Below are 6,111 nucleotides of genomic sequence, written 5' to 3' on the forward strand. Positions count from 1 at the left end.
TCCCTACTCCGGCGGACGGACCCTGGTCGGGTAGTGATCGGCCACCACGGTGGTCATCGCCCCGATCGGGTCCGCGGCGACCTCCTTCGCGGAGAAGAAGCAGTGGCCGCCGACCGAAGGGTGGGCAGCGGCCAGCGCCAGGTGGCGCGACAACTCCTGCGGGTCCTGCCAGGCCGCGGGCTGGGCGGGCGCACCCGCCTTGTAGAGGGCCTCCCCGATGTAGAGCCCCACGCCGGTGCCCCGGACGACCGCGTCCCACCAGGTCAAAAGCTTGGCGTAGTCGGCGGCGGGCAGACCGATGTTCCAGTAGAGCTGGGGCACGACGTGGTCGATCCAGCCCTCCCGGACCCACTTCCGGGTGTCGGCGTGCAGGTCGTCGTAGGTCTGTACGCCGGCACGGGTGTCGGAGCCCTCCGGGTCGGTGTCGACGTTCCTCCACACGCCAAAGGGACTGATCCCGAAGGCCGCGCTCGCCTTGATCCCCTTGATCCGGGCGGCCGTCCCGGAGACCAGGAGATCGATGTTGTGCCGCCGCCAGGACGCCTTGTCGGGGAAGTCGCCGCCGTACCGCCGGTACGTCTCGTCATCGGGGAAGGACCGGCCGGCCACCGGATACGGGTAGAAGTAGTCGTCCCAGTGCACGGCGTCGATGTCGTAGCGGCACAGCGCGTCCAGCATCGCGTCCTGGACGAAGTCCCGGACCTCCGGCAGTCCGGGGTCGTAGTAGAGCCTCCCGCCGTACGGCAGCACCCACTCCGGATGGAGCCGCGCCGGATGGTCGGCGACGAGACGGCTCGGATCGATGTGGTTGGCCACCCGGTAGGGGTTGAACCAGGCGTGCAGTTCGAGCCCCCGCGCATGGGCCTCGTCGACGGCCGTGCCCAGCGGGTCCCAACCGGGGTCCCGGCCCTGGGTCCCGGTCAGGCACTCCGCCCACGGCTCGTACGGCGAGGGCCACAGCGCATCGGCGGTCGGCCGGACCTGGAGGACCACCGTGTTGAGCCGGCGCTCGACGGCCGTGTCCAGGTGCCCCAGGAGCTCCGCGCGCTGCCGCTCGGCGGTCAGGCCGGCTCGGGACGGCCAATCGCGGTTGGCCACCGTCGCCAACCACATGCCGCGGAACTCCCGCCGCCGGTGGACCGCAGGTCGCCCCGGGGCCACCGCGCCGGTCGCCGCGGCCCCGGTCGCTCCCGCCGCTCCCGTCGCTCCCGTCGCTCCCGTCGCTCCCGTCGCTCCCGCCACGGCGAGCGTCGCCGCTGTCGTGCCCGTCGCGGCGAGCGTCACACCGGCGGCACCGGCCACGAACCCTCTTCTACCGATAGGCCGCACTTGTCCCCTTCCGCTGTCGGATACGTCACACCCACCTGGACAGCATGCACGTCCCGGACGATCGATCATCGGTTAATGAGCGGTAACGTCGTGGGGGTCGAGGCGGACGCACCGGAATCACACGGAGGCCCGCCGCCAGAGAAGAGCGAAAGGCACGAGGTGACGGACTCCATGGCCGACATTGAGCGCGTCGGAGTGGTGGGCTGCGGCCAGATGGGCGCGGGCATCGCAGAGGTGTGTGCCCGGAGCGGGCTTGAGGTGAAGGTCGCCGAGACCACCGGCGAGGCGCTGGAGATCGGCCGCACGCGGCTCTACAACTCGCTGGCGAAGGCCGCCGAGCGCGGGAAGATCAGCGAGGAGGAGCGGGACTCGACGCTCGCCCGCCTCAGCTTCACCACCGACCTGGGAGAGTTCGCCGACCGCGACCTGGTCATCGAGGCGGTCGTGGAGAACGAGCAGGTCAAGACCGAGATCTTCCAGGTGCTGGACCAGGTGCTGACCCGCCCGGACGCGATCCTGGCCTCGAACACCTCGTCCATCCCGCTGGTCAAGCTGGCCGTCGCGACCTCGCGCCCGGACCAGGTCATCGGCATCCACTTCTTCAACCCGGCTCCGGTGCAGAAGCTCGTCGAGCTGATCCCGGCCCTCACCACCTCCGAGGGCACGATCAGCCGGGCCCAGGCGTTCGCGGAGAAGGTCCTCGGCAAGCACGCGATCCGGGCCCAGGACCGCTCCGGCTTCGTGGTCAACGCCCTGCTGGTGCCCTACCTGCTCTCGGCGATCCGGATGTTCGAGTCGGGCATCGCGAGCCGTGAGGACATCGACAACGGCATGGAGTTCGGCTGCGCCCACCCGATGGGCCCGCTGAAGCTCTCCGACCTGATCGGCCTGGACACGATCGCGTCGATCGCCGACTCGATGTACTCCGAGTTCAAGGAGCCGCTGTACGCGGCTCCCCCGCTGCTCCAGCGCATGGTGGACGCGGGACGGCTCGGCCGCAAGACGGGCTCCGGCTTCTACCCGTACTCCTGAGCCCCCTCGCCCCTGAAGGACCGGCCCCTCCTTGGGACCGGTCCCCTTCCAGACCCGGAGCGGCGGCGTCCGACCCCTGACGCCGCGACTCCGGTCGGGCGGCCCGTACCCCCGCACAGGTACGGGCCGCCCGGCACTCCCCTTCGGACGCCTCAGCCGAGGCGCAGGTGGTGGAGCATCAGCAGCCCGGCGGCCATGTTGGCGGCCGGGACCTCCCCCCGGGCGATCATGTCGGGGATCTGTTTCAGCGGGATCCAGGCCCGCCGCGAGGACTCGAAGTCGTCCTCGGGCGGTCCGGTGTACGTCGCCCGCTCCGCCCAGTAGAGGTGGTGGCGGGCATCGGAGAGGCCGTTCGAGGGCTCGACGGTGAGGAGGTGGCGCAGCGGCCCCGGCCGCCAGCCGGTCTCCTCCTCCATCTCCCGGGCGGCGGCCGCCTCGACGTCCTCGCCGTCTTCGACGACGCCGGCGGCCAGCTCCCAGCCCCAACTGTCCGTGATGAAGCGGTGGCGCCAGAGCATCAGGACTTCGTCCGCCTCGTTGACGGCCGTGGCGACCGCGACCGGGCGGAGTCGGATCAGGTAGTGGTCGAGGTGGCGGCCGTCCGGGAGTTCGACGTCCGCGAGGTTCACCCGGAACCAGCGATTCTCATAGACAGAGCGCTCGCTCAGTTTCGTCCACTGCACGTTCTTGCCACCTTCCGACTGATCGGTGATTGTTTGGTGGCAATATCGCAGCAGTCAGGGGATCACAGGGGAACGCGCAGGGCCTCGTCGATGAGCGCGGCCGCCTCCCGGGCCGCTCCGCCTCCGCTGGCGAGGAGGTGTTCCCGCACCTGCCGCAGCCGGTCGCGCATCCGACGCGACTCCATCCCCCGGGCCCGTTCCGTCATCTCCAGCGCCGTGCACGCCGCCCCGTCCGCCTCGCCCTGCCGCAATTCGATCTGGCAGAGCATGGCGAGCCGGTGCACCCGCCCCCGGTCGTGCGAGTGCGTCCCGACCGCGGCCGACGCGTGCTCATGGGCCGCCGCGAGCTCCCCCAGGCCGAGCAGGGCTTCCGCGACCTGCACGTTGACGAGCCCCGGCTCCACGTATCCGGTCTCGGCCGGCTCCTCTCCCGGACTGATCCGCTCCGCCGCCGCCTCGGCCAGTCGGATGCAGGCCAAGGCGGCGGACCGGTCGCCCAGGTGTGCGTACGCCTTCGCCTGCATCGCCGTCAGATCGGCGGCGAGCGCCGGGGTGATCTGCCGTCCCGCCGCCCGCAGTGCCGCCTCGGCGAACGCCACCGCCTGCCGGTACTCCCCCATGAACAACGACTGGTTGACCAGCAGCGCGATCACATAGGCGCCGAGCCCCCGGTCCCCGCTCGCCTTCGCGAGCCGCAGCGCCTGGTGGAAGTAGCGCTGGGCGAGCCCGTGCGCGTCCGCGTCGTAGGCACAGATGCCGGCCACCGCCACCAGACCGCCGGTGGCACGGTGCAACTGCCGACCGAGGGTGTCGCCGTAGGCGCCCCTCAGGAGCGGCGCGGTCCGGCTGGTGAGGAAACCGACGATCCGGGCCCGGGTCGCGATGCCCCCCGCCTTGCGGTACATCTGCTCGTAGTGCGCACGAGCGGCGGTGAGGACGGTGATGTCGGCGGCCGACACCGTCGTCCGGCCCGCGCGGGAGACGTCCGCGTCCTCCGGCGGGTTCTCCCACTCCCACACCGGCATCACCGCCGGGGTTCCGGTCACGGCGGGTGCGGTCACGATGTGCGGGCGCTGCTGCTCGTCGGACCGCCACAGGGCGGCCGCCCGCTCCACGAAACCGGACAGCGGCGAACCCGCTGCCGGCAAGGGCCCGTCCGGCACCCCGAGGCCGATGTCGTCCAGGGTCACCTGCCGGTGCAGCCGGGTGGCGAGCACCTCGCAGATCAGGTCCGGCACTTGACCGCGCGGCCGCTGTCCCTTCAACCAGCGCGCCACTGCGGTGTGTTCGTACCGCAGGGCGAGTCCCCTGTCCCGGCCCGCCACGTTCACGTGGGCCGCCAGGCCGGCGTTCGAGACGCCCGCTTCGTCGAGCAGGGCGTCGAGCAAGGTGTTGGGCTGCATGGCCGCTCCGGTCACTCCGGTCGCTCCGTGAACTCAGCCTAGCGGTGGCCGATTTCGCACGGGGTGTGAACCAAGTACCCGTTCTCCCGGTCCGCGCGCTCTGCCGCACCCGGTGCGGCCGCGGTTGACTGTGCTTCTCGCCGCAAGGCGACGGCCGGGCCGCCGGCTCCCCCTCGTACAGTGCGGCCGCCCGGTCCGCGTCGTCCGCCCCGCTGATCTGCCCGACACTCCGTGGCGGGGCGGGCGGCGCCGGCCCCGATGCCCTCCGCTCAACAGGGCGAGGAGGGGGCGGGCCGGGTGCGGCGCAGCCCGGGTTCGGCGGGCTGCGCCGGAACCCGGACGCGGTCGTTGCGGACGGCGAGCAGCGCGACGTCATCCGTGATCCGGCCGCCCGTGTGGTGCAGCAGGGCCGCACGGACCCGGCGGACCAGGGCCGCCGGCTCCTCGCCGACCGCCCCGGCCAGGACCGCGTCGAGCGCGAAGAACCGGCCGCGGCGGTCACGGGCCTCCTCGGCGCCGTCGGTGTGGAGGACCAGCGTCTCGCCCGGCAGCAGTCGAGCCGTCACGTGGGGCACGAGCACGGCGGGCAGCGGCAACACCCCGAGCGGCGGCAGCGGCTCCCCGGTCGAAAGCCGCTCCACCCGGTGCCCGAGGCGGTACGGGGCGGGGTGACCGCAGTTGAGGACGGCGAGCCGTCCGTCGGGGCGGACCTCCAGGAGCAGCAGCGTGACGAACTCCTCCACCACCGGATGCTCGGGTCCCTCACCACACCGCGCCGGATGCTCTTCGCGCGCCCGCTCCCTCAGGTGCCGCTCCAGGGCACGCTCCAGACGGCGCAGCACGCCGCCGAGTTCGCGCTCGTCGTGAGCGGCCTCGCGGAAGCTGCCGAGGACCGCGACGACCGCACCGAGCGCGGGGAGCCCGTGGCCCCGCACGTCCCCGATGACGATCCGCACGCCGTGGGGGGTCACCACCGCCTCGTAGAGGTCCCCGCCGACGACCGCGTCCCGGGAGGCCGACAGTTGCCCCGCCGCAAGGCTCAAGCCGCCGAGCCGGGCCGGCGGCGGACGCAGCAGGACCCGCTGGGCGGCGGCGGCGACGGTCCGGACCCGGTCGAGCTCCCGCGCGAGCCCCCGACGGACGCCCAGCACCAGGGCGATGCCGACGCTGAGGAAGACGACGCTGGTGACGATCCGCATCGGCAGACCCGGCTGGCGGGCCAGCGGGCAAGCGAACTTCCATGCCACGGCCACGGCGCCCCAGACGAGGGGAAGGACGAGGGGCGCCGCCCGGCGGAGCGGGGAGCCGTCGGCGACCAAGGAGCTGGTACGGATCATGTACGGCCCTTCCCGAGCCCCAGCAGTGCCCGGAGGCCCTGCGGCACGCAGGTCCGCGCCTGCAGCCGCATCGATTCTGCCGACCGGCGGATCGGGGAGGAACACCCTTCGGCCATCTCACCCGAAGGAGTGAGCACCCCCCGCTCGCCGCCCTCCGCCAGGGCTGCGCCATGCGCACGGGCGACCGGTCCCCGAGCGGGCGTGCGAGACCCAGAAGGAGCACGACGGCGCGGGACGCACCCGTGCCCCGGAACGGCGGAGGGGCCCCCCCGGGACCTTGCCGGGGGGGGCCGCCCCCGCGCTGCGGCGCGTCAGGGGCCGCGCCCG

At 72.9% G+C, this 6,111-nt stretch carries 5 protein-coding genes; 1 reads left to right on the forward strand and 4 read right to left on the reverse strand.

Going from position 1 to position 6,111, the window contains the following annotated elements:
- Positions 1 to 3: 3 nt before the first annotated feature.
- Positions 4 to 1,302 (reverse strand): glycoside hydrolase family 10 protein, encoded by a 1,299-nt coding sequence (locus ACFW22_RS21645; protein ID WP_386407054.1) that lies wholly within the window; start codon positions 1,300 to 1,302, stop codon positions 4 to 6.
- Between the two features lie 198 nt (positions 1,303 to 1,500).
- Here ACFW22_RS21645 and ACFW22_RS21650 point away from each other — a divergent pair, with 198 nt between their 5' ends.
- Positions 1,501 to 2,361 carry a 3-hydroxybutyryl-CoA dehydrogenase gene (locus ACFW22_RS21650; protein WP_386407057.1) on the forward strand — a complete coding sequence of 287 codons (861 nt, stop codon included), beginning with the start codon at positions 1,501 to 1,503 and terminating at the stop codon, positions 2,359 to 2,361.
- A 152-nt stretch (positions 2,362 to 2,513) separates the two neighbouring features.
- Here the strand turns inward: ACFW22_RS21650 and ACFW22_RS21655 are convergent, their stop codons facing one another.
- From ACFW22_RS21655 to ACFW22_RS21665, 3 genes are all read right to left on the reverse strand, one after another.
- Complete coding sequence (locus ACFW22_RS21655; RefSeq protein ID WP_386407060.1) at positions 2,514 to 3,044, reverse strand: NUDIX hydrolase; 531 nt, start codon at positions 3,042 to 3,044, stop codon at positions 2,514 to 2,516.
- 62 nt (positions 3,045 to 3,106) lie between these two features.
- On the reverse strand, positions 3,107 to 4,447 hold the full coding sequence (locus tag ACFW22_RS21660; RefSeq protein WP_386407063.1) for a transcriptional regulator: 1,341 nt from the start codon (positions 4,445 to 4,447) through the stop codon (positions 3,107 to 3,109).
- 269 nt (positions 4,448 to 4,716) lie between these two features.
- The gene (locus ACFW22_RS21665) at positions 4,717 to 5,784 is read right to left on the reverse strand and encodes a PP2C family protein-serine/threonine phosphatase (protein ID WP_386407066.1); all 1,068 of its coding nucleotides are present in this window, start codon (positions 5,782 to 5,784) and stop codon (positions 4,717 to 4,719) included.
- Positions 5,785 to 6,111 lie beyond the last annotated feature (327 nt).

The sequence above is a fragment of the Streptomyces sp. NPDC058872 genome, assembly GCF_042743065.1.
Lineage (GTDB): Bacteria > Actinomycetota > Actinomycetes > Streptomycetales > Streptomycetaceae > Streptomyces.

What these genes read in the sequence shown, in the direction of transcription:
- ACFW22_RS21665 (WP_386407066.1), bottom strand. Translation starts at nt 5,784, where the DNA reads ATGATCCGTACCAGCTCCTTGGTCGCCGACGGCTCCCCGCTCCGCCGG.
- ACFW22_RS21650 (WP_386407057.1), top strand. Translation starts at nt 1,501, where the DNA reads ATGGCCGACATTGAGCGCGTCGGAGTGGTGGGCTGCGGCCAGATGGGC.
- ACFW22_RS21660 (WP_386407063.1), bottom strand. Translation starts at nt 4,447, where the DNA reads ATGCAGCCCAACACCTTGCTCGACGCCCTGCTCGACGAAGCGGGCGTC.